Consider the following 22401-nt stretch of genomic DNA (forward strand, 5'->3'; position numbering starts at 1 on the left):
GTTTTGCTGTAATCGCGGGTTCGACCGGCCACAGGCTGGAAATCCTTGCGCGGCAATTGCATCGCCAAGGTAAAAAACTTGCAAATTAATTGCAGAAGAAGGATTGATCATGAAGCGTACTTACCAGCCCTCCAAGACCCGCCGCGCCCGCACCCACGGTTTCCTGGTCCGCATGAAGACCAAGGGTGGCCGCAAGGTCATCAACGCACGCCGCGCCAAGGGCCGCGCTCGTCTGGCCGTCTGAGTTTGCTGGTCTGATCCCGGCAACTGATCCGACACCTGGGCCGCATGCGCGCATGCAGGCCCGATGGCTTGGCCGTTAGACCGCCGTGCGCAGTGCCAGCCTGAAAGCGGCCGAGTTCCAAAAGGCTTTGGGCACCCGCCCGGTGGCGCGCACAACCCATTTTGTGCTGCACCACTTGCCACACACCGAGGCAAAGTTGGCTGCCACTGCCGCACCTTCCACGTCCCTTGAGCCAGAGTTGTCAACAACCCTGGCCTTGGGGGATGCCGTGTGTGTGGATGACTCGTCCACACCGACCGAGTTGCCAGCCTGGCGGCTCGGTTTGGTGCTGCCCAAAAAGCTGGCCCGCCGGTCGGTGACGCGGTCTTTGCTGCGCCACCAGGCGCGGGCCGCCGTGGTCCGCCATGCCCCCATGGTGGCCGCCACCGCTTGGGCCCAACAGCACCCCGCCGATGCCTGGGTGCTGCGCCTGCGTGCGCCCTTCGACCGCCAGCAGTTTCCCAGCGCCGCCTCCGAGGCTTTGAGCCGCGTGGTGCGCCTGGAGCTGGACACCTTGTGGGTGGCGCTGTGCGCCAAATCCCGGCCATGACCCCGATCCGGTGGCTCAGGTCTGGGATACTCGCGGTGCTTTTGGCCCTGGTCAAGGGTTACCGGTTTTTCCTGAGTCCCTGGTTGGGCTCGGCCTGCCGTTTCACCCCCACCTGTTCCTTGTATGCCGTGCAGGCGCTCGAGCGCCATGGCCCGGCGGCGGGCACTTACCTGGCGGCGCGGCGCCTTGTGCGCTGCCACCCGGGGTGTCACGGCGGTCATGATCCTGTGCCCGAACGGCGCGTGGGGCTGTTTTCTTTCTCTTCTTCTTCCAACATTCCGTCAGACCAAGCTCACCCATGAATGATTTGCGTCGCACCCTGTTGTGGTCGGTGTTTGCCGTCTCACTGTTGATGATGTGGGATGGCTGGCTGCGCCACACCGGCCAACCGTCCTTGTTCGCACCGCCGGCACCTCAGGCAACCGTCGCTGCTGAGCCTCAGGGCGCGGCCAGCGGGGCAGCCAGCCTGCCCACCGCGGTGGCCACGGGCAGCAGCCCTGCCACGGCCGCTCCGGCTGCCGCGGCAGCCGCTTCGGCACCTGCCGCGCACGAGCTGGTGACTTTCACCACCGACGTGGCCAAGATCACCTTGGACACCCAAGGTGGTGACGTGGTCAAGGTTGAGCTGCTCAAGCACCTCGACCAGGACGACGCCAGCAAGAACATGGTCGTGCTCAACCAGACCGCGAACCACACCTACGTGGCGCAGACCGGCCTGATCGGGGGCGGCAGTGCCGAGCGCCTGCCCAACCACCTCACGCCGATGACGATCGTGACGCCCGAGCGCACGCTGGCCAATGGCGCCGACACGCTGATGGTCAAGCTGGAATCGGCCCCGGTCGATGGCGTGAAGCTGCTCAAGACCTACACCTTCAAACGCGGTGACTACGCCATCGGCGTCAAGCAAGAGGTCGTGAACGGTTCGGCCGCCACGGTGCACCCGCAGCTGTACCTGCAACTGACACGCGATGGCACCCAGCCCGTGCAGGCAGGCCCCAGCTTCCTGATGGGCCCGACGGCCTACACCGGCCCGGCCATCTACTCGGCCAAGGCCAAGTACCAGAAGGTGGATTTCAAGCACCTGAACGAGAACACCGCCGAGTTCGAGAAGAACGACACCCACGGCTGGGTGGCCATGGTGCAGCATTACTTCGCCTCGGCCTGGTTGCACAACGATGCCGCCCCCCGCACCTTCTTCGTCGACAAGACCGGCCCCAACCTGTACCGCACGGGCATGTTGTTTCCCTTGGGCGACCTGGCCGCAGGGCAGAGCAAGTCGTTTGACGCGGTCTTGTTCGTGGGCCCGCAAGAAGAAAACAAGCTGTCTGCCCTGGCCCCCGGCCTGGAGCTGGTGAAGGACTACGGCTGGCAACGCGTGCTGGCCGAGCCCCTGTTCTGGCTGCTGGACCAGTTGCACAAGCTGATCGGCAACTGGGGTTGGGCGATCGTGGCGCTGGTGGTGTTGCTCAAGGCGGCTTTCTACTGGCTGAACGCCAAGGCCTACCAATCGATGGCCAAGATGAAGGCGCTGAACCCGCGCATCCAGGCCATGCGCGAAAACCTGAAGGACAACCCGCAGCAGATGCAGCAAGAGATGCTGAAAATCTACCGCGAAGAGAAGGTCAACCCGATCGGCGGCTGCCTGCCCATCGTGATCCAGATCCCGGTGTTCATCTCGCTGTACTCGGTGCTGCTGTCCAGCGTCGAGATGCGCAACGCCCCGTGGATCGGATGGATCCATGACCTGTCGGTCAAGGACCCGTTCTTCGTGCTGCCCGCGCTGATGACGGCCTCGACCCTGCTGCAGACCTGGCTGAACCCCACACCACCTGATCCGGTCCAGGCCAAGATGATGTGGATCATGCCGATGCTGTTCTCGGTGATGTTCTTCTTCTTCCCCTCGGGCCTGGTGCTGTACTGGCTGACCAACAACATCCTGTCGATCGCCCAGCAGTGGATGATCAACCGCAAGATCGAAGCGGCCGCTGCCGCCAAGTGAAGGATGGGTTCGGGGCGCGGATGACGGCGCCCCGACAAATCGAAAGCCGCCTGGTCTTGTCGACCAAGGCGGCTTTTTTTTTGCTCAGTCGCCGGTGTGGCGGCTGAGGATCATGGCGGAGGCGAAGATGGCGGCCAAGGCCAAGGGCCACAGTGGGGGTTCGGCCAGCGAGGCGCTGTTGAACATCAGCCAGTCGTTGAGGATGTGGATCATGACCAAGCTCCTGGTTTGTCGCCCGTGGGCGTGAACCAGCATGGTCAGCTTGGCGCATGACAGGGGCATGACGCCCCCACAGGGCATGTCAGGCGATCACGCCTTCTCCGTCGGGCGTGCCAGCCGTGGTGGCCGAGGAGGGCTGGCTGGTCTGGGCCGGCTTGTTGCTGGCGGGCGATGCCGTTTCGGCCGCCAGTTGCCGGGCTTTCATGCGTTTCCAGTTCAAGGGCACCAGCAACTGGCCCCAGAAATTGTGCAGGGGGTAGAAGTTCTCGTTGAACAGGCCCATGTGGGCTGGGCGCTGCTGGCCACGGGGCTTGTAGACGTAGGTGCCGAAGAGGTGGTCCCACAGCATGAAGACGCTGAAGTTCTTGGCTTCGTCGATGTTGTTGGAGTGGTGCCAGCGGTGCACTTCGTTCGTGCCGATCACGTAGTTCAGCACGCCGAACTTGAAGTTGACGTTCATGTGCGTGATGGTGGCCAGCACGCTGCCGATCACGCCGCTCATGATGAAGGCCTCCTGGCTGACGCCGGTCTGGAAGACCACGAAGGCGGGCACGATGCGGCGCCAGATCAGGTCGATCGGGTGGGCGCGGCTGGCATTGAGCACGCTCAGGCGGTGCGCGCAATGGTGCACGCTGTGCATGCGCCAGAAGAAGTCGACCTCGTGCGCCAGGCGGTGCGTCACGTAGAACATGAAATCAAAAGTGAGGAACGAGATCAGCACCTGCACGGGCATGGGCAGGTGGCGTGCGGCCAGGCTGTCGTCCAGGATGCCGAAGTGGAACAACAAGCCCGACCCCGTGGCGGCGATCAGGGCGTGGGTCAGGAAGTTCTGGATGCTGCCCACGGCCACCATGGCGCCATTGTTGAGCGTGTCGGTCAGGACCTCGCCCTTCTCGAACCGGTTGGGCTGCTCAGGCCAGACGTACTGCATCAGGGTGCAGACCAGATAGTAGGGCCCGAGGTAGTACATGAAGACCCGGCCGGGGTCGAAGCCGAAATGCAGCACGGCGGCGATGCCACCCAGCACTGAACCGACAAGAAAGCCCCAACTGGCGAGGAGTTTGAACACGACGACTCCATGAACTGCGCGTGATAGACCCGCTCAGTTTATGACGGAGCGCGTTTCATGCGCAGAGGGGCTTCCCCAGGGGGGACAATCGGTCTTTCCAAGGTGACAGAGAAAGTGAACAGCAGCATGTCGTGGATGGATCGCAACAGCCCGATCGTGGCGGTGGCCACCGCGCCTGGCCGGGGCGCCGTGGGGATTGTTCGGGTGTCCGGACAGGGTTTGGCGGCGCTGGTTCAGGCCTTGTGCGGGCGGGCCTTGCTGCCCAGGTTGGCCACTTACGGCCCCTTGCGCGATGCGAAAGGCGAGGCGATTGACCACGGCCTGGCGATTTACTTCCCCGGGCCGCACAGTTTCACCGGCGAGGATGTGCTGGAATTGCAGGCCCATGGCGGCCCCGTGGTGCTGCAGCTGCTGCTGGCGCGCTGCCTGGAGGCCGCGCGCGAAGTGGCGGCGGACACGGGCCGCGAGCGCCTGCCCGGCCTGCGGGTGGCCGAGCCTGGCGAGTTCACCCAACGGGCATTCCTGAACGACAAGATCGACCTGGCCCAGGCCGAGGCCATCGCCGACCTGATCGACGCCAGCACCGAGGCCGCGGCGCGCTCGGCCACGCGCTCGCTCGGCGGCGCCTTTTCCAAGCAGATCGAACTGCTGCGCGACCAATTGATCAACCTGCGCATGCTGGTGGAAGCCACCCTGGATTTTCCGGAAGAGGAAATCGACTTCCTGGAAAAGGCAGATGCGAGGGGCCGCCTGAACCGTGTGGCCGCCACCTTGGACCAGGTTTTGCAGCAGGCTCGGCAGGGCGCCTTGTTGCGCGAAGGCCTGCAGGTGGTGCTGGCCGGCCAGCCCAACGCGGGCAAAAGCTCCCTGCTCAACGCGCTGGCGGGGGCCGAGCTGGCCATCGTCACGCCGATCGCGGGCACTACGCGCGACAAGGTCAGCCAGACCATCCAGATCGAAGGTGTGCCGCTGCACGTGGTCGACACCGCCGGTTTGCGCGCCGAGCACGAGGCCAGCGACGAGGTGGAGCGCATTGGCATGGCGCGCAGCTGGGAAGCCATTGCCCAGGCCGACGCGGTGCTGTTTTTGCACGACCTGACGCGCAGCCAGGACGCCGCCTACGTGGCGGCCGATGTGCAGATCGCGGGCAAGCTGCCGGGCGGCGTGCCGGTGATCCATGTTTTCAACAAGGCCGACAGCCTGGCGGTGGGCGATTTGCAGGCCCTGGCCCACGAGCCCGAAGGGCCGATGCTGGCCTTGTCGGCCAAGACCGGGGATGGGCTGGAGGCCTTGCGGCGCATGCTGCTGGAACAGGCGGGCTGGCAGGCCGCGCCAGAGGGCGTGTTCATCGCCCGGCAACGGCATGTGCAGGCCTTACGCCTGGCGCGCGAACACCTGGAAGGCGCGCAACAGCACGCCAACCAGGCCGATGGCGCCCTGGACCTGCTGGCCGAGGAGCTGCGCCTGGCGCACAACGCCCTGGGCACGATCACCGGGGCGTTCACCCCGGATGACCTGCTGGGCGAGATCTTCACCCGCTTTTGCATAGGTAAATGAGCCGATTGAAGGCCTGATTGAACATCTGATACCCTCGCCGCTCCCTCGCCAGGCAAGCGACGCGGTCAACCCAGGACGGATTCAGGGAGAGTCATGCCAACGCTCAGCCACGCCAGGGGCCTCTTGAAAGGCACCTCCACCAGTTCAAACTTGCGCAGCGACGCTTTGGCCGCCGCCTTGTTGCTGTTGCCGTTTCTGGTGGTGGCCCACTGGTTGAACGACTTGCGTGTGGCCATCGTGACCTTCCATGGCACCGATGAGCTGATCTTCCACTATCCCGCCATCTTGCGGTTCGCCCAACAGTGGCCGCGCCCGGTGCTGGGCGACTACTCCTCGGCCACCACGCCGCTGTTCCACCTGGGCTTTTCCTTGTTGGGCAAGCTGTGCGGCTTCGACTTGTACAAACTGCGGGCGGTGAACGTCCTCATCTCGTGCGGGGCGGGCCTGGTCTACTTCAAGTTGTTGCGGGGCCATTTTCGGCACAGCTGGGCGTTCGCGCTGCTGATGAGCCTGGTGTTCCTGCTGTCGCCGTATTTCTTCGGCGTCTCTTTCCTCTTGCTGACCGACAACCTTGCCTGGTTGTTGTGCATGCTCTCGCTGGCGTGTTTCCTTGGCGCCTTGAACATGCGCCGCCGCCGTGCGGGTTTGCTGGTCTGGGCGCTGGGTTGTGCCTGCCTGTGCCTGACCTTGCTGACCCGCCAGTCGTTCTTGTGGTTGCTGCTCAGCGCGGCGGGCGTGGCCTGGTTACGCACGCCCGCGTTGGCCGACAGGCTGCTGCGCATGGCGATGCTGGGTGTGGCCGCCCTGCCGCTGTTGGCCCTGTTCATGGGCTGGCATGGGCTCATGCCGCCATCGTTCCAGGTGGCGCACGAGGCCCGCTCGCTGTTCAATCCGCGCGCCTTGGGCTTCACCTTGGCGGTGCTGGGTTTGTACTACCCACTGTTCAACCCGCAGCGGTTCGCGCAGGGCGTTTTGCAAAGGCAACCCGTGTTCATGGCTGCGCTGGCCGGGGGCCTGCTTTTGCTGGTGTTGCTGCCCCTGCCCGGTCAGGCGGTTGATGACGGCTTTTTGTGGCGCATGTCACGCGGCGTGCCTACCTTGCTGCACACGTCCTGGCTGTTCTGGCTGCTGGTGCCGCTGGGCTGCGCCGCGGTGGTGACCATGCTGAAAGAGGCGCCGACCAGCATCGGCACTTTGTCGCTGCTGGCTTTCGCGCTGTCGGTGTTGCCGTCCAGCTTGCTGTACCAGAAGTACTTCGACCCCTTCATCCCGGTCTTTGTGCTGCTGGCCCGTCCGCCTGGCCAAAGCCTTGGCAAGCTGGATGTGGTCGCCTTGGCCGTCATGACCGTGGCTTTTGCCACCTATGCGGCGTGGCCTTATCTGAACCCCGACTTCTACAGCCATGCCAAGCTGCCCGTCTGTGCCGCTTCCGAGTGCTTTTCTGCTGCGAAATAGCCACCACGAGCCCCTCGGGATCGTATAAATTTGGGCGATTGTGCGTTGCAGCGCAACTTTGAGGAAAAGATGGAAGTCACTGAACTGGTTCAGGCCATCCAGACATTGAACACTGAAGATGTGTTTCGGCCGCGTCTGGATGCTCAGCAATGGCGGACGTTTTGCCAATACCTGACTCGCCACGAATTGCGCTCGGGTGATTTGCTGGTCAAGCAAGGTGACCACGACCGCACCGTGTACTTCTTGGGGCAAGGCTCCTTGCAGGTGTTTGTCACGGGTGGGGTGCCAGGTGCGGCCCGCATCGCCATCTTGCGCCCCGGGTCGATGTGCGGCGAGCCCGGTTTGTTCGCCGACACGCCGCGCATGGCCAACATCGAGGCCATGACGGCTTGTGTGATTTTCGCGCTGCGCCTGCAACGTTTTGAAGAGCTGATCGCCCGTGTGCCAGGCGTGGCGGTCGAGGTGATGCGCGCGGCCGGGGGCGTCATGGCCACGCGCATGCGGGCCAATTTGCAGCGCCAGGTGCCGTCTGCCTGAAGCGCCTTCATGCCATGAGGGAGTGGGGTCAGGATGTTGATCAGTCAAGAGTTGCGCCGCCCCACGATTCTGGTGGCTGACGATTCACCCCAGAACATCGAGTTGCTGTCGAGGGTGCTGGGACAAGAGTACCGAATCAAAGTGGCGACCTCGGGCGAGAAGGCCCTGAAGATCGCCTATTCAGACGAACCACCGGATCTGATCCTGCTCGACATCATGATGCCCGACCTGAGCGGGCTGCAGGTGTGCCAGCGCATCAAGTCCAACCCGGACCGCCGCCGCATCCCCATCATCTTTGTCACCGCGATGACCACGGTGGAGGACGAGAGCCTGGGCCTGGCCATGGGCGCGGTGGATTACATCTCCAAGCCGATCAGCCCGCCGCTGGTGCAGGCCCGCGTGCGCACGCACCTGGCTTTGTATGACCAATCCCGCGAGTTGGAGCGCATGGTGGCGCAGCGCACGGCCGAGCTGGTGGCCACGCGCCAGCAGATCATCCGCCGCCTGGGTCGCGCCGCCGAGTTCAAGGACAACGAGACTGGCAACCACGTGGTGCGCATGAGCCACATTGCGCGGCTGGTGGCGCAGCAGGCGGGCCTGGGCCCCGAGGCCGTGCAACTGGTGTTCCAGACCGCGGCCATGCACGACCTGGGCAAGATCGGCGTGCCCGACCGCATCCTGCTCAAGCCCGGCCCGCTCACGGAAGACGAGTGGGTGATCATGCGCCAGCACGCCCAGATTGGCGCGGACATCATCGGCCGGCACGAGAACGAGCTGCTGGCCACCGCGCGCGCCATCGCCTTGACCCACCATGAAAAGTGGGACGGCACCGGTTATCCGCAAGGCTTGAAGGGCGAGCAGATCCCGATGAACGGGCGCATCGTGGCCATCGCCGATGTGTTCGATGCGCTGATGACGCGCCGGCCCTACAAGCCGCCGCTGCCGGCCGCCGAGTCACTGGCCATCATGGCCGAGCAAAAGGGCAAGCACTTCGATCCGATGCTGCTGGAGTGTTTCTTCCAGCAGCAGTTCGAGATCCTCAAGGTCATGGAGCTGTACTCCGATGACCGCGGGGCGATGATGGACCAGTGAGCCGCGTCAGGCCTGCTGGCGCAGGGCTTTGAGCACCGTGCCGGCCTCGTCGAAATCGTAGCGGCCGAGGGCTTCGCTCAACTCGCGCACATGGGCCAGTTGCACCAGGCCGGGCCAGCCTTCCACCAAGTCCTGGATCAGATCCTGCGCCTGGGCGTCGTTGTCGTTGATCAACTGTGACAGCTTCACCCATTGGCCCTGGATGGCGGGGTTGCGCAGCAGTTGGCTGGCATCCACCGGTTCAAACTCGGCCGGCTGGACCAGGGCGCGGATGTCGTTGCGGACGGCGCTCAGGGCCGCCAGGGTGTGGGCCAGGGCCGCCTCCATGGCGGGCGCGTCGGTGCCGGGCTGGCACGCGCTTTCCAGCTCGCCGGCCGCGTGCTGCAAGGCCATCGCGCCGATGTTGCCGGCCAGGCCCTTGAGGGTGTGTGCCTGGCGCAGCGCGCCTTCCTCGTCCTGCTCACGCAAGGCCTGCGAAAACAGCGGGCCGAAGTCCTGCTGGGTCTTGTCGAAGCCCTTGAGCAGGCGGCGGTACAGGTCCAGGTTGCCCATGCACCGGGCGATGCCGTCGGTCGTGTCCAGCGTGGTGAGGGCGGCCTGGGGGTTCAAACCGTGGGCCTTTTCAAGGTGCAGCTGGTTGCTGGCCTTGGGGTTGGCGGCGGGGTGCGCGGGCACGATCCAGCGGGCCATGATGTTGAACATCTGGCCCAGGTCGAGCGGCTTGGTGATGTGGTCGTTCATGCCGCTTTGCAGCACGCGGTGGCGGTCCGAGGCCATGGCGCTGGCGGTCATGGCGATGATGGGCAGGTTCTGCCATTCGGGCCGCGCGCGGATGCGTTCGGTGGCGGTGTAGCCGTCCATCACGGGCATCTGGCAGTCCATCAACACGCCATCGAACTGGCCGCCGTGCTCCAGCTTGTCCAGGGCTTCGCGGCCATTGAGCGCGGTGACCACGTGAATGCCGGCGCGCTCCAGCAGGTCGCAGGCCAGCTCCTGGTTCAGGGGCTGGTCTTCCACGAGCAGCAGGCGGGCGCCGGCCAACTGGCGTTGCGCCACTTCCAACACCTTGCTGGTGTGGTGGGCGGTGGTGGGCAGGTCCACGTGCTGGCCCAGGGCGCGCGAGATGCTGTCGTGCAGAGTGGAGGGTGTGACGGGCTTGTTGAGCACCCCGGCCAGTCCTACGCCATGGGCGGCACGCAGGGCTTCGTCGCGTGCAAAGGCGGTCACCAGCAGCACGCAGGGACGCTGTTCGGGTGGCAGGCTCAGGGCCTGGCGTGCAAAGGCGATGCCGTCCATGCCAGGCATTTTCCAGTCGGTCAGCAGCAGGTGGTGGAACTGGCCGTTCTGCTGCGCCTGGCGCATGCTGTTCAGGGCTTGCTCGCCATCGCTGGCCACTTCGACGTTCAGGCCCAGGCGCCGCATCATGTCGCCCAGCACTTCACGCGCGGTGGGGTTGTCATCGACCAGCAGCACGCGGCGGCCATGCAGTTCGCTGGCCAGCAGGGCGCGGCGCGGCAGGGGCTGGGCCTGCAGGCCAAAGCGCGTGGTGAAGTGGAAGGTCGAGCCCTTGCCCACCTGGCTGTCCACCCAGATCTTGCCGCCCATCATCTCGACCAGTTGGCGCGAGATGGTCAGGCCCAGGCCGGTGCCGCCGTATTGCCGCGTGGTGGAGCTGTCGCCCTGTGTGAAGGGCTGGAACAGGCGCTCCAGCAACTCGGGCGACATGCCGATGCCGCTGTCGCGCACCCAGAAGTGCAGCTCGACACGGTCGGCCTCCAGGCGGCGCACTTCCACGCCGATGACGACGTCACCGCGCTCTGTGAACTTGATGGCATTGGTGCCCAGGTTGATGAGGATCTGGCCCAGGCGCATGGGGTCGCCGACCAAGGCCGTGGGAATGTCGGGATCGGCCGTGAAGAGCAGCTCCAGGCCTTTTTCTTCGGCCCTGACGCCCAGCACATCCGCCATGTTGTTGATGACCTGCTCGAGCTGGAAGTCGGCCGATTCCAGCGTGAGCTTGCCCGACTCGATCTTGGAAACATCGAGGATGTCGTTGAGCACGTGCAGCAGGTTGCCGGCGGCGCGGTGGGCTTTCTCGACGTAGTTGCGGGCGCGGCTGGACAGGTCTTCCATCAAGGCCAGGTGGGTCATGCCCATCACGGCGTTCATGGGCGTGCGGATCTCGTGCGACATGTTGGCCAGGAAGCGCGACTTGGCGTGCATGGCGGCCTCGGCGGCCAGCTTGGCTTCGCGCATGGCGTTCTCGGCCTGCTTGCGCGGGGTGATGTCCTGCATGATGGTGCACAGCTGGCGCTGGCCCCGGTCTTCAAAGGGGATGACGACCATCTCAGCGTCGAACTGCTCGCCATCGAGGCGGGTGTGCTTCCACTCGAAGCGAAAGATCTCGCGCTGGCTGATCTTTTGCAGGATGGCGCTGGTGCTCTGCTGCAGGGCGAGGTCGTCCTTGGCAATGGGGGGACTCAGGGGTGGGGCCGAGGGCTGCAAGCCCAGCAGGGCCTGCTCGCTGCTGGCGCCGAACATGGCGATCGCCGCGGCGTTGGCGCGGATGATGTGTTGCTGGTCGTCAAAAAACAGGAAGCCCAGCGGTGCGTGGTTGAACACGGCCTCCGAGCGGGCCTGCGCCTGCTTCTGGTCGGTGGCGTCTTGCCAGTAGCCGTTGTAGGTGATGTCGCCGTTGTCGTGGCGTGTGGGGGTGCCTTCGCAGCGCACCCAGCCGTTCTTGCCCGAGAGGTTGACGGGGAACTCGATGCAGTGGGTGGGAGGCAGCAGGGTGTCTTGTCCGGCCAGGCGCCAGGCCAGTTCGGGATCGTCTTGCAGGGCCGCCGCGTCCACGCCCAGCACGGATTTGAGGCCCTGGCCAATGAAGGTGAACCGGCCCCGGCCCTGAGCTGGCTGCTCATAGCGGAACACCACCAGCGGCAGGGCGTGGGCCATGCTGGTCAGGGCGGTTTGTGTCTGGGTGAGGGCGCGCAGGCGCAGCGAGCGCTGGCGCCCGTGGGCGATGGCCCAGTAGCCCGACACCAGCACCAGCGCGGCGCCGCCCAACCAGCTCACCACCGTGGTGTTTTCCTTGGCCAGGGGCGTGAGTGTCCAGGCGGTGAGGGAGCCATAGGACAAGGGCTGCTGCTGTGCCAGATAACGCTGCCCCTGGATGGTCACCTGGGTGACGGTGTCGCCCTTGATTTCCAGGGGGGCGGCTGTCCATGGCAGCGCCTGCAGCTTGCGCATGTACAGGCGCTCGGCCTGGGCGGGATCCATGGTCAGGGGCCCTTGCATGGGCACGCGTTTGAGGGCCTCGACGCCCTTGCTGCCCACCAGGACCACCCCTTGCGCGTCGGTGATGAACAGCAGGCGCTGCGGGTCATCGAACAGGCGTTGCAGGGATTCGGTGTTCTGCTTGACGACGATGACGCCAGCCGTGGCGTCGTCCTGGTCGACGCGGGTGGCGAAGTAGAAGCCGGGGATGCGGGTGATGCGGCCCACGGCGAATTGCGTGCCGCTGCCGCTTTCCAGCGTGTCGTTGAAGTAACGGCGGGTGCGGAAGTTGGCCCCCAGCACATTGACTTCTTCCTTCATGCGCGCATTGGCCACCACGGTGCCAAACCGGTCGATGACGTAGATGTCATGGATGTTGAAATCGTCCGCGGTCTGGCGCATGAGCTGCGACATCTCGCGCACATCGTTGCGTTTGGCCAGCGAGGCCTGCAGCGACAGGCGGTCGGCTTCGGTCATGGTGGCCGAGTTGTCGACCGTGGCGTACTCCAGGAACTGGTGGACCGCGATCTGGCGGCCCAAGGCGCGGGGCAGGGCCTGCAGTTGCTGGAAGGTGAAGGTGAGCGAATCGCTCAGGCTGGACAACCGGTGCCGCGAGCTTTGCAACTGTTCGGCGCGGTGGTCGTCGATGTCTTGCTGGATCAGCCAGAAAGCCCCGCCCGCCACCACCGCCGTCCAGAGCAGGGCCAGGAGCCACCACTTTCTGTTGGTGCTGTGGGCACGGGCCTGCAAGGGTGTTGCCGAAGCCTCCATGGGCGCGCTCTCCGGTATTTTTTTAGTCCGGCCAGTGTGCCCGGTCTTGGCGTCGATCCGGTAGGAGATTGCCCCGCGTTTTCAGCCTTTGAGCAACATACTTTCGGCCCGGGCCAGGTTTTGTGGCCTGCCCGACAGCACCAGGGTGTCGCCCGACTCCAGCACCAGGCCATGGTCGGGTGCCACCACGGCGCCATGGGCGCGGCGCACCGAGACCACGGCCACGCGCATTTCCTCGGCCGCGAGAGACTGGCTCAGGGTGTGGCCCACGCAGGCCGCATTGGCGCCCAAGGTGACCGACTGCAGGCGCTGCAGCTCCATCTCGTCCACCGTGTCGTCATCGCCTCCGTGGAAGTAGTCGCGCATGATGCCGTAGCGGGCTTGCCGCTGGGTTTGCACCAGGCGGATCACGCGGCGCATGGGCACGCCCACCAGGGCGAGGGCCTGAGAGGCCAGCATCAATGAACCTTCAATGGCCTCGGGCACGATCACGGTGGCGCCCGCGTTCTGCAGCTCGTCCAGGCTGCTGTCGTCGATGGTGCGGACCACCACGGGCACCTCGGGCGCGTGCTCGTGCACCAGGTGCAGGATCTTCTTGGCCGAGGGGGTGTTGGGGTAGGTGATGACCACCGCGCTGGCCCGCGCCAGGCCGGCGGACACCAGGCTTTGCGGCCGGGTGGCATCGCCAAAGACCACGTTCTGGCCGGCTGCGGCCGCCTGTTGCACGCGGTCGGGGTCCAGGTCCAGCGCCATGTAGGGGATGCCCTCCTGGGTGAGCAACCGCGCCAGGTTCTGGCCGCTGCGCCCATAGCCGCAGATCACCACGTGCTTTTCGATGTTGATGGCCTTGGTCGCGATCTTGGTCATGGCCAGCGATTGCAACAGCCAGTCGGTGGACGACAGCTTCATCACCAGGCGGTTGCTGCCCAGGATCATGAACGGCGTGGCCAGCATGGACAGCACCATCGCGGCCAGCACCGGGCTTTGCGCGCGCTCGGGCAGCAGGTGGTTGTCGGTGGCGAGGGACAGCAGCACGAAGCCGAACTCGCCGGCCTGCGCCAGGTACAGGCCCGTGCGCAAAGCCACGCCCGTGTCGGCGCCGAACAGCTGGCGCGCCAAGGCGGCGATCAGGCCGAACTTGAAGAGCACCGGCAAGGTGGTCAGCACGATCACCAGGGCCCAGCTGTCGACCACGATGTGCCAATCCAGCTTCATGCCGATGGTGATGAAGAACAGGCCCAGAAGCACATCGTGGAAGGGGCGGATGTCGGTTTCCACCTGGTGCTTGTATTCGGTCTCGGCGATCAGCATGCCGGCCAGGAAGGCGCCCAGCGCCATCGACAGGCCCGCGTGTTCGGTCAGCCACGACAGGCCCAAGGTGACCAGCAGCAGGTTGAGCATGAACAGCTCTTCGCTCTTGCGGCGCGCCACCAACGTGAGCCACCAGTGCATCACCTTTTGCCCACCCACCAGCAGCAAGGTCAGCACCACCACGGCCTTGACGGTGGCGATGCCCAGGGTGCGCAGCAGATCTCCGCTGTTCTCGCCCAGGGCGGGGATCAGCACCAGCAAGGGCACCACGGCCAGATCCTGAAACAGCAGGATGCCCATGACGCGCTTGCCATGCGGGCTGTCCAGCTCCAGGCGCTCGGCCATCATCTTGACGACGATGGCGGTGCTGCTCATGGCCAGCGCGCCGCCCAGGGCCACGGCACTTTGCCAGTTCAGCGACCAGCCCAGCAGGCCGTGTTCGATGTTGAAATAAGGCAGCAGCGCATCCAGCGCGAAGTAGCCGGCCAGGGTGGCCAGCATGGTCACGCCCACTTGGCTGAAGCCCAGCCCGAACACCAGCGAACGCATGCTCTTGAGCTTGGGCAGGTTGAACTCCAGCCCGATCACGAACATCAGGAACACCACGCCGAACTCGGCCAGGTGGCGCACGCCGGCCGAATCCTTGGCCAACGCCAGGGCGTTGGGCCCGATCACCACGCCCACCGCCAGGTAACCCAGCATCGGCGGCAACTTCACCAGACGGCACAGCACCACGCCCAGCACGGCGGCAAAAAGGTACAGCAAGGTGAGGTCGAGCGTGGAGGCCATCTTGTCCCTAGAATCCTCTGATCCTACCCGGTGCGTTCATGACCCAATTGCCCCCATCTTCCTTCGTCGCCCTGGCCCAGCAGGCGCTCAACATCGAATCGCAGGCCTTGCAGGACCTGAGTACCCGCCTGAGCGGCGAGGCCGGCGAGGCCTTTGCGCGGGCCGTGCAGGCCGTGCTGGCCTGCCAGGGCCGTGTGGTGGTGATGGGCATGGGCAAGAGTGGCCATGTGGGCCGCAAGATCGTGGCCACGCTGGCCTCCACCGGCACACCGGCCATGTTCGTGCACCCGGCCGAGGCCCACCACGGCGACCTGGGCATGGTCACGCCGGGTGACGTCGTGCTGGCCATCTCCAACTCGGGCGAAAGCGAAGAGCTGACCGCCTTGCTGCCTTTGCTCAAACGACAAGGCGTGGTCTTGCTGGCCATGACCGGGCGCCCGCAATCGTCCCTGGCCCGCCACGCCGACATCGTGCTGGACTGCGCTGTGGCGGTGGAAGCCTGCCCATTGAACCTGGCGCCCACCGCCAGCACCACTGCGCAGATGGCCCTGGGCGATGCCCTGGCCGTGACCCTGCTCGATGCGCGTGGCTTCAAGGCCGAAGACTTTGCCCGCTCGCACCCGGGCGGCGCCTTGGGCCGCAAGCTGCTCACGCACCTGCGCGATGTGATGCGCTCGGGCGATGCCTTGCCCCGCGTCTTGCCACACGCCGCGTTCAGCGATGTGATGCGCGAAATGAGCGCCAAGGGCCTGGGCGCCGCCATCGTGGTCGATGCGGCTGGCAAGGTGCTGGGCGTGTTCACCGATGGCGACCTGCGCCGCAAGATTGAAGCGGGCGTGGAACTGCGCAGCGCCACCGCCGAGCAACTGATGACCCCGGGGCCGCGCGCCATCCGCGATGACGTGCTGGCCGCCGAGGCCGTGGCCCTGATGGAAACCCACCGCGTCAACACCCTGCTGGTGGTCGATGCCGATGGCGTGCTCACGGGCGCCGTCACCACCAACGACCTGATGCGCGCGAAGGTGATCTGACATGCGAAGCCTCAACCCGACCCTGTCGTTCTCAGCCGATTTAAGGCCCTTTGCCCGGAGCATCCGCGCCGCCATCTTCGATGTCGATGGTGTGCTCACCGATGGCAGCTTGTTCATCAGCGAAGCGGGCGAAACGCTCAAGGCCTTCAACGCGCTCGATGGCCATGGCCTCAAGCTGCTGGCGCAAGGTGGCATCACGCCCATCGTGATCACCGGGCGCGATTCGCCCGCCGTGCGCCGCCGCCTGAAGGACCTGGGTCTGGTCCACGCCGTGTTTGGCGCGCACGACAAACTGGCCGCGGCCGAACCTTTGCTGGCCTCGCTGGGCCTGCCCTGGCGTGATGTGGCCGTGATGGGCGACGACTGGCCCGACCTGCCCTTGATGGTGCGCGCCGGCTTCGCGTGTGCACCCCTCAACGCCCATGCCGAGGTGAAAGCCATCGCCCGCCACGTGACCACCTTGCGCGGCGGCGAAGGCGCGGCACGTGAATGCTGCGACCTGCTCTTGTGGGCCACCGGACGCTATGAGGCTTTGCTGCGCGGCCACCTCGAGACCTTGGACACCACGTCGGACGGCGCCACGCCATGAGCAACCGTCGCTGGCTCACCGCGCTGGACCATGCCCGTGCCGCCGTGCCCATGGTGGCCTTGTCCGGTCTGGCCGCCTTCACGTGGTGGCTGGTGCAATCGGCCCCGTCGCTCGATGGCGCCCGGCCCGCGGCCAAGGCCTCGTCCAGCCCCGACTATGAACTGCAGAAAGCGCGCATCGAGCGCTACAACGCTGATGGCCGGTTGATCGCCATCCTGGATGGCCAGGCCATGCGCCACTATGCCGTTGGTGACCGCCTGGAGATCGACGCTGTGCAATTGTCGGCGCGTGATCTGCAGGGCCAGCACGTGCAAGGCGTGGCCCGCCAGGGTGAAGCCCTTGGCAACCAGGACACCGTGATCCTGCACGGCGGTGCGCGTGTGGTGGCCACACCGGCATCGGGCGCTGACGTCAAAGGCCAGCGTGTGGACCAGTCGCCCGTGGTCATCGAAGGCGAAATGCTGCGCTTCAACACGCGGGATCGGGTGGTGAGCTCGGAGTTGCCGGTCAAGATCACGCATGCCCAAGGGCAGATGGTGGGCGGCACCCTGCGTTATGAAGAAGCCACCCGGATCGGCGAGTTGGGCCAGCGTGTTCGTGGGCGGTACGACGCGCCCGCCCGCCAGTGACTTTTCCGCGCGCCCGGCCGCTGGCGTTCATCACGGGTGCTTCCAGTGGCATTGGCCAGGCGCTGGCCGCGCGTTATGTGCAGGCAGGTTGGCGCGTGGCCCTGGTGGCCCGGCGGGCCGATCAGATGCGCGAGTGGGCCACGCAGCAGGGCTGGCCCGCCGACCACTGGTCTGTGCATGGCGCCGATGTGCGCGATGAAGCCCAGGTGCTGGCCGCCGCCAGCGAGTGCCTGCGCATCCACGGGTTGCCCGACGTGGTGATCGCCAATGCCGGCATCAGTGTGGGCGTGGATTTGTCCCTGGCCGAAGACCTGCCCGTGCTGCGCGACCTGCTGGAGACCCATGTCATGGGCGTGGCGTCGACCTTCCAGCCATTCATCGCGCCCATGCGTGAGCGGGGATCGGGCACCTTGGTGGGCGTGGCCAGCGTGGCTGCTATGCGCGGGCTGCCCGGCCATGCCGGCTACTGCGGCGCCAAGGCGGCCGTGGTGCATGTGTGCGAAACCTTGCGGGGCGAACTCAAGCCCTTTGGCGTGAAGGTGGTGACCATCGCGCCGGGCTACATCGACACCCCGCTGACCCAGGGCAATGACTACCCCATGCCCTTTTTGATGACGCCTGAAGCCTTTGCCCACCGCGCCTTCAAGGCGATCAGCGCGGGGGTGCGCTTTCGCGTCATCCCTTGGCCCATGGGCATCGTGGCCGCGGTGCTGCGCTTCATGCCGCGCTGGTTGTTCGACGCCGTGGTGGGTGCCCAGAAGCACCGCAAAAAACGCCGCCGTTGAATTTGGAGCGGCCATGAAAAAAGGCGACGCCTTGAAGCACCGCCTTTTTGCAGATCGTCGTGACCCATGCGGGCCACGAATCGATTTTTTTTAGTAACCGCCGCCGCCGTAGCCGCCGCCACCGGAGCGGCCACCGCCGCCACCACCGTAGCCGCCGCCGCCACCGGAACGGCCACCGCCGCCACCGTAGCCGCCGCCACCACCTTCACGACGGCCACCGCCGCCGCCACCACCACCGCCGTAGCCGCCGCCACCACCGGCGCCGCCACCGCTACCGCCGCCACCGTAGGGGCTGCGGAAACCGCTGGGACGTTCTTCACGAGGACGGGCCTCGTTCACCACGATGGCGCGGCCAGCCAGAGATTGGCCATTCATGCCATTGATGGCAGCTTGTGCTTCTGGGTCGGTGCCCATTTCAACGAAACCAAAGCCCTTGGAGCGACCGGTGTCGCGGTCCATCATGACCTTGGCGGAGCTGACGGCTCCAAATTGCGAGAAAGCATCTTGCAGATCCTGATCGCGCACGCTGTAGGCAAGATTGCCCACGTAAAGTTTGTTGCCCACGAGAGAGCTCCTTTCAAAGTAACCATGTGGAGCTTCAACCCATCAGGACCCATTCCATCGAAGGTGCCGCTTCCAGACACAGACTCGCACATTATGGGTGAGACTTTATTGTCTGGCCAATATTTTCAAGCGTTTTCAACCCTTATTTGTGCGCATATGTCAACCCACTGACCCGGCTGTTGTGCTTCTCCCTCAATCCTGGCTAAGGGCTTGCCCCTATGATTTGGCCCATGCCCTCCACTTCTTTTCACCACCCGCATGGGTCGTCTTTTGCCCAGCGGTTTGACTGGTGGCGTGCCCTGATCCGCGTCTTGGCCAGCGTCGAGGCGATCCGCGATGGCCGCGCCATGTATGTTCTTTTGGCCAGTTTCTCGGCCACGGGGCTGGCCGTGGCTTGCGCCCAGGCGTCGATGGCCCGCAGCGATGTGCCCTGGGCGATCGGGCAGGGCGCGGCCGCCTTGTTCATCGCGTTTTATGGCAGCAATGCGGCCGGCCTGTTGCTGATGGACCGGGCCATGGGCCGCCCCGGCCGGGACGTGGGCCAGGCATTGGAAGATGCCTTGGGCATCGCGCACCGTCTGCTCTTCTCACTGGTGGTGATCTCGCTGGTGGCGGCGGTGCTGGCGGGTGCGGTGCTGGGGCTGTTCTGGCTGTGTTCGCTGCCCAAGGTGGGGCCCTGGTTGTTCGTGGTCGTGGTGCCGCTCACCGTGATGGTGCTGGGCTTGGCCCTGGTGGCCGGGGCGGCCATCGTCGGGCCGCTGGCCGGGCCTTCGGTCTGGGCCGGGGCGTCGTCGCTTGAAAGCCCGCGCATTTTGTGGCGCCTGATCCGAGAGCAGTTGCTGCAGGGGGCCGTGCTGATGGCCTCCTTGAGCGTGGTCACCGCGCTGGTGGGCGCGGGCGCCAGTTTCGTGGTGATTGCGGGTGGGCGGGTCATGGCCTTGTTGTCGGTCTGGCTGTTGGATGTGGACGTGGCGCCCGAGCTGTTCATGGCGGGCCTGTTCGGCCACAGCCTGCGCGGCGTGCCGGTGGCCAGCGTGCCCGCCGATGCGGTGCCCTACATCTCGGCGGCGTCGGTGGGTGGGGGCGTGGTGTTCGCGCTGGGCCTGGTGCTGCCCACCTTGGTCTACCTGCGGGGCGTGTGCGAGATCTACGTGACCTTGCGTGAGCGCATGGCCGAGACCGATGCGCACCATGCCGATCTAAAAATGCGCCAGGTAGCCGCCATCGACCGCCAGGGTCTGGCCGGTGATGTAGCTGGCGGCACCTGAGGCCAGGAAGACCACGGCCCCGGCGATTTCACCCGGGTCGCCCCAGCGCCCCAGCGAAGTGCGTTGGCCCAGCCAGTGGGCCACGGCCGCATCGGCCACCATCTCGCGGTTGGCTTCGGTGGCGAAGTAGCCCGGGGCCACCGCGTTGACCGTGATGCCCCGCGGCCCAAGTTCTGCGGCCAAGGCCCGGGTCAGCGCATCCAGGCCACCCTTGGCGGTGGTGTAGGCCACGTCGCCCGCGCGCGAAATCGGCCCGGCGATCGATGTGATGTTGATGATGCGCCCGCCCGCGGCGGTGCCCTGGCCCACCGGCATGAGCCGCGCCGCCTGCCGGGCCAGCTCCAGTGGTGCCACCAGGTTGACCTCGAGCAGGCGGCGCACCTCGTCCAGCGCGAAATCGTCCAGGGGGCGGCGGTCGCGCTGGCCCACGTTGTTGACCAGGATGTGCAGGGCGCCGTGGCGCTGGCGCAGTTCGTCCATCGCGCGGGCCACCGCCTCGGCATGGCCGATGTCGAACACGGCGGGGTGGGCCTGGCCGCCCTCGGTGATGATGTCTTGGACCGCGGCATGGACGGCATCTGCGTGGCGGCCATTGACCAGCACTTGCGCGCCGGCCTGGGCCAAGGCGCGGGCCATGCTCAGGCCCAGGCCCCGGGCCGAACCGGTGACCAGGGCCAGCCGGCCGTCCAGGCGGAAAGGGTGGGGCGGGGTTGGAGCGGGAGGGGTCATGACCGATACGATAGGGCCTTTTGCCGCGACCATGACGACGCCCGAGCCCTGCCCCTGTGGATTGCCCGCCACCTATCTGGCGTGCTGTGGTCGTTACCACCAAGGACCACTGGCCGGGCAGGCGCCCACGCCCGAGGCCTTGATGCGCTCGCGTTACAGCGCCTTCGTCAAGGACTTGCGCGACTACCTGCTGAGCACCTGGCACCCCTCCACCCGCCCGCCCTTGATCGAGCCGCCCGAGCCGGGCCTGAAGTGGTTGGGCTTGACGGTGCGGCACGCTGTCATGACGTCGGAAGACGAGGGCACCGTGGACTTCGTGGCGCGCAGCAAGTTGGGCGGACGCGCCCACCGTTTGCAGGAGGTCAGCGCGTTTGTCCGCGAAGGTGGGCGCTGGTATTACGTCGATGCCCCTCAAATGCGGGGTTAATGCCTGAGTGAAAGGGCTTCCCCGCAAGACAAGTTCTGGGCAAATCCGTATGGTTGGAGGTTGTTGTTCACGCATTAGACGAAGCGCATCAGATGTTGCCCTCACTCGATCTCGACCCCGTCAAGACCATGATGCTGATCCTCGGCGGATCGGCCGTGGCGATCACCGCCCTGGAAGGGGTGCTGATCGCGCGCAACCGGGGGCCTGAGGCCTACGACTGGAAGGCGTTCTGGACCACCATCCGCATCAACATGTGGCGCGCCCTCGTCGAGGCCATTCCCATGGGCGCGGTGATCGGCGTGGCCTTGCCTTTCGGCGCCTGGGTCTACGAGCACCGCCTGTTCACGGTGCCGATGGACACCTGGTGGGGCTGGGTGGCCATGTTCTTCTGCACCGAGTTCTTCTATTACTGGTTGCACCGCACGGGCCACCGGGTGCGCTGGTACTGGGCCTCGCATTCCATCCACCACTCGGGCAACCAGTACAACCTGTCGGCGGCTTTCCGCCAATCGGTCACGGGCAAAATCTCGGGCGGTTTCATTTTCTTCGCACCGCAGTGCTTCTTCGGTTTCTCGCCCAATGCCGTGCTGATCTCCTACGGCGTGAACCTGGCCTACCAGTTCTGGATCCACACCGACCTGATCGACAAGATGGGCTGGATGGAGGGCTGGCTGAACACCCCCTCGGCGCACCGTGTGCACCACGCTGCCAATGTCGAATACCTGGATGCCAATTACGGCGGCACGATCATGATCTTCGACCGCCTCTTCGGCACCTACGTGCCCGAGAAGCAAGGTGTGCCGATCCGCTATGGTCTGGTCAAGCAGGTGACGACGAACAGCGCGCTGAAGATTCTGTTCAGCGAATGGATCGCCATTTTCAGGGATGTGTTCCGGGCGCGCCGCTTGCGCGATGCCTTGGGCTACATGTTCATGCCGCCAGGCTGGGCGCCCGATGGTCAGGGCTTGACCACCGCCGACCTGCGCCGCGAGATGGCCGCCCGGACGGGCTCGCCCACCGGCGTGCCGCCAGACGAGTTGCTGGACCGCCATCGCCGCCCACATGACGCAGAGGCCGACGACCTGGCGTTGAAAACCGCGCCTTGATCCGTGGGTGATCAGCTGGCGGTGTCGGCCTCCAGCCGGCCCAGCCACCGCATGGCGTACTGCCGGTCGGTGCCGCACATCTCGTGCGAAGGCTGAAGCGATCCGCACACTGCGGGCCGCTCGGGCAGGCCGAACAATTGGCAACGCCAATCAGTGCTCAAGTGCGGGCAGGGCACGCCAGCCGGCTTGCCCTGGGGCAAGCCCGGCATGGGCGACGAAATGGAGGGGGCAATGCAGCACGCGGCGCAACCTGGGCGGCAGTTCATGGCCTGCATTGTCTGTCTGCCACCGCGGGTGTTGGAAAAAAAGCCCTGTTTTAATATTCTTCGCGATGACAGCGCTTGTTCGAACGGATCCTAACGAAG

At 65.6% G+C, this 22401-nt stretch carries 22 protein-coding genes; 15 read left to right on the forward strand and 7 right to left on the reverse strand.

What is annotated here, in order from left to right; genetic code table 11:
- The first annotated feature begins 109 nt into the window (after positions 1–109).
- From rpmH to yidC, 4 genes are all read left to right on the forward strand, one after another.
- A complete protein-coding gene (gene rpmH / locus LQ232_RS08395; protein ID WP_230179871.1) occupies positions 110–244 on the forward strand; it encodes a 50S ribosomal protein L34 in 135 nt (44 codons plus the stop codon).
- 85 nt (positions 245–329) lie between these two features.
- Positions 330–833 carry a ribonuclease P protein component gene (locus LQ232_RS08400; protein WP_230179872.1) on the forward strand — a complete coding sequence of 168 codons (504 nt, stop codon included), beginning with the start codon at positions 330–332 and terminating at the stop codon, positions 831–833.
- Positions 830–1135, forward strand: coding sequence for a membrane protein insertion efficiency factor YidD (gene yidD, locus LQ232_RS08405; RefSeq protein WP_230179873.1), 306 nt, complete (start codon positions 830–832; stop codon positions 1133–1135). Before LQ232_RS08400 ends, yidD begins: the two co-directional genes overlap by 4 nt.
- The gene (yidC, locus tag LQ232_RS08410) at positions 1132–2832 is read left to right on the forward strand and encodes a membrane protein insertase YidC (RefSeq protein WP_230179874.1); all 1701 of its coding nucleotides are present in this window, start codon (positions 1132–1134) and stop codon (positions 2830–2832) included. The genes yidD and yidC overlap by 4 nt, the downstream gene beginning before the upstream one ends.
- Positions 2833–2916: 84 nt before the next feature.
- Here yidC and LQ232_RS23530 read toward each other — a convergent pair whose 3' ends face one another.
- Both LQ232_RS23530 and LQ232_RS08415 read right to left on the reverse strand, forming a co-directional pair.
- Positions 2917–3045, reverse strand: a complete 129-nt coding sequence (locus tag LQ232_RS23530) for a hypothetical protein (RefSeq protein ID WP_256450035.1) — start codon at positions 3043–3045, stop codon at positions 2917–2919.
- Positions 3046–3133: 88 nt separating this feature from the next.
- Positions 3134–4120 carry a sterol desaturase family protein gene (locus LQ232_RS08415; RefSeq protein WP_230179875.1) on the reverse strand — a complete coding sequence of 329 codons (987 nt, stop codon included), beginning with the start codon at positions 4118–4120 and terminating at the stop codon, positions 3134–3136.
- Positions 4121–4255: 135 nt separating this feature from the next.
- Between LQ232_RS08415 and mnmE the strand changes: the two genes are divergently transcribed.
- From mnmE to LQ232_RS08435, 4 genes are all read left to right on the forward strand, one after another.
- Entirely contained in the window at positions 4256–5677 is a 1422-nt protein-coding gene (gene mnmE / locus LQ232_RS08420) for a tRNA uridine-5-carboxymethylaminomethyl(34) synthesis GTPase MnmE (protein ID WP_230179876.1), read from the forward strand.
- Between the two features lie 93 nt (positions 5678–5770).
- On the forward strand, positions 5771–7132 hold the full coding sequence (locus LQ232_RS08425; protein WP_230179877.1) for a DUF3488 domain-containing protein: 1362 nt from the start codon (positions 5771–5773) through the stop codon (positions 7130–7132).
- A gap of 69 nt (positions 7133–7201) precedes the next feature.
- A complete protein-coding gene (locus tag LQ232_RS08430) occupies positions 7202–7669 on the forward strand; it encodes a cyclic nucleotide-binding domain-containing protein (RefSeq protein WP_230179878.1) in 468 nt (155 codons plus the stop codon).
- A 33-nt stretch (positions 7670–7702) separates the two neighbouring features.
- A complete protein-coding gene (locus LQ232_RS08435; protein WP_230179879.1) occupies positions 7703–8761 on the forward strand; it encodes an HD-GYP domain-containing protein in 1059 nt (352 codons plus the stop codon).
- A gap of 6 nt (positions 8762–8767) precedes the next feature.
- Here the strand turns inward: LQ232_RS08435 and LQ232_RS08440 are convergent, their stop codons facing one another.
- A complete protein-coding gene (locus LQ232_RS08440; protein ID WP_230179880.1) occupies positions 8768–12808 on the reverse strand; it encodes a response regulator in 4041 nt (1346 codons plus the stop codon).
- A gap of 81 nt (positions 12809–12889) precedes the next feature.
- The gene (locus tag LQ232_RS08445) at positions 12890–14908 is read right to left on the reverse strand and encodes a monovalent cation:proton antiporter family protein (RefSeq protein ID WP_230179881.1); all 2019 of its coding nucleotides are present in this window, start codon (positions 14906–14908) and stop codon (positions 12890–12892) included.
- Positions 14909–14946: 38 nt separating this feature from the next.
- Here LQ232_RS08445 and LQ232_RS08450 point away from each other — a divergent pair, with 38 nt between their 5' ends.
- Genes LQ232_RS08450 through LQ232_RS08465 form a run of 4 tightly spaced genes read left to right on the forward strand, consistent with a single transcriptional unit; the run spans position 14947 to position 17942 of the window.
- On the forward strand, positions 14947–15939 hold the full coding sequence (locus LQ232_RS08450) for an SIS domain-containing protein (protein WP_230179882.1): 993 nt from the start codon (positions 14947–14949) through the stop codon (positions 15937–15939).
- 1 nt (position 15940) lies between these two features.
- A complete protein-coding gene (locus LQ232_RS08455; protein ID WP_230179883.1) occupies positions 15941–16528 on the forward strand; it encodes an HAD family hydrolase in 588 nt (195 codons plus the stop codon).
- Positions 16525–17157 (forward strand): LPS export ABC transporter periplasmic protein LptC, encoded by a 633-nt coding sequence (lptC, locus tag LQ232_RS08460; protein WP_230179884.1) that lies wholly within the window; start codon positions 16525–16527, stop codon positions 17155–17157. The genes LQ232_RS08455 and lptC overlap by 4 nt, the downstream gene beginning before the upstream one ends.
- A complete protein-coding gene (locus tag LQ232_RS08465) occupies positions 17154–17942 on the forward strand; it encodes an SDR family oxidoreductase (protein WP_230179885.1) in 789 nt (262 codons plus the stop codon). The genes lptC and LQ232_RS08465 overlap by 4 nt, the downstream gene beginning before the upstream one ends.
- Positions 17943–18032: 90 nt before the next feature.
- Here the strand turns inward: LQ232_RS08465 and LQ232_RS08470 are convergent, their stop codons facing one another.
- The gene (locus tag LQ232_RS08470) at positions 18033–18506 is read right to left on the reverse strand and encodes an RNA-binding protein (RefSeq protein ID WP_230179886.1); all 474 of its coding nucleotides are present in this window, start codon (positions 18504–18506) and stop codon (positions 18033–18035) included.
- Between the two features lie 230 nt (positions 18507–18736).
- Between LQ232_RS08470 and LQ232_RS08475 the strand changes: the two genes are divergently transcribed.
- On the forward strand, positions 18737–19774 hold the full coding sequence (locus tag LQ232_RS08475; protein WP_230179887.1) for a hypothetical protein: 1038 nt from the start codon (positions 18737–18739) through the stop codon (positions 19772–19774).
- On the opposite strand, the gene LQ232_RS08480 is transcribed toward LQ232_RS08475, so the two are convergent.
- On the reverse strand, positions 19706–20503 hold the full coding sequence (locus LQ232_RS08480; protein WP_230179888.1) for an SDR family oxidoreductase: 798 nt from the start codon (positions 20501–20503) through the stop codon (positions 19706–19708). The genes LQ232_RS08475 and LQ232_RS08480 overlap by 69 nt on opposite strands.
- Between LQ232_RS08480 and LQ232_RS08485 the strand changes: the two genes are divergently transcribed.
- Both LQ232_RS08485 and LQ232_RS08490 read left to right on the forward strand, forming a co-directional pair.
- Complete coding sequence (locus LQ232_RS08485) at positions 20502–20930, forward strand: YchJ family protein (protein WP_230179889.1); 429 nt, start codon at positions 20502–20504, stop codon at positions 20928–20930. The two genes, LQ232_RS08480 and LQ232_RS08485, sit on opposite strands and share 2 nt — an antisense overlap.
- A gap of 92 nt (positions 20931–21022) precedes the next feature.
- A complete protein-coding gene (locus LQ232_RS08490) occupies positions 21023–22036 on the forward strand; it encodes a sterol desaturase family protein (RefSeq protein ID WP_230179890.1) in 1014 nt (337 codons plus the stop codon).
- An 11-nt stretch (positions 22037–22047) separates the two neighbouring features.
- Here the strand turns inward: LQ232_RS08490 and LQ232_RS08495 are convergent, their stop codons facing one another.
- Entirely contained in the window at positions 22048–22302 is a 255-nt protein-coding gene (locus LQ232_RS08495; protein ID WP_230179891.1) for a YkgJ family cysteine cluster protein, read from the reverse strand.
- Between the last annotated feature and the right edge of the window lie 99 nt (positions 22303–22401).

The sequence above is a fragment of the Aquabacterium sp. CECT 9606 genome, assembly GCF_918741295.1.
Classification (GTDB): Bacteria; Pseudomonadota; Gammaproteobacteria; order Burkholderiales; family Burkholderiaceae_C; genus Aquabacterium.